Raw genomic sequence first — 372 nt, forward strand, 5'->3', positions numbered from 1 at the left:
TTTTGTTTTTAGAAAGATGGAGTTTCTTGCCAGTCTGTTTGATTTCCTTCATGAGGTGATAAAATAGCGACACCATTATTACGATCTATACTGAGAAACCAATTTTTAAATCTATGTTCACCGAGGTTTTGAAGTCTTATACGACCAAAAGGGTATCTATTGATTTTCCAATATATAGTGTCTGATATGCAATTTGATAAAATAATATTACCATTATTAGTGTTTATATCAAGAAACCAATTTTTAAATTTATTTTGGCTAAAGTTTTGAAGATAAATAATACCCTGGCCGTTGTCAGTTAATCTCCAATTCACCCCAATGTTTGGATAATTTGATAAAATGACAGTACCATTATTATCATTTATATCAAGA

The 372-nt window shown here is 29.3% G+C and carries 1 protein-coding gene; it reads right to left on the minus strand.

Going from position 1 to position 372, the window contains the following annotated elements; genetic code table 11:
* Positions 1 to 8: 8 nt before the first annotated feature.
* The coding region (locus tag MR167_RS31915; RefSeq protein ID WP_242316271.1) for a hypothetical protein at positions 9 to 372 on the minus strand (364 nt) is incomplete at its 5' end.

Source organism: Bacillus cereus group sp. BfR-BA-01355 (genome assembly GCF_022663675.1).
GTDB lineage: Bacteria > Bacillota > Bacilli > Bacillales > Bacillaceae_G > Bacillus_A > Bacillus_A thuringiensis_S.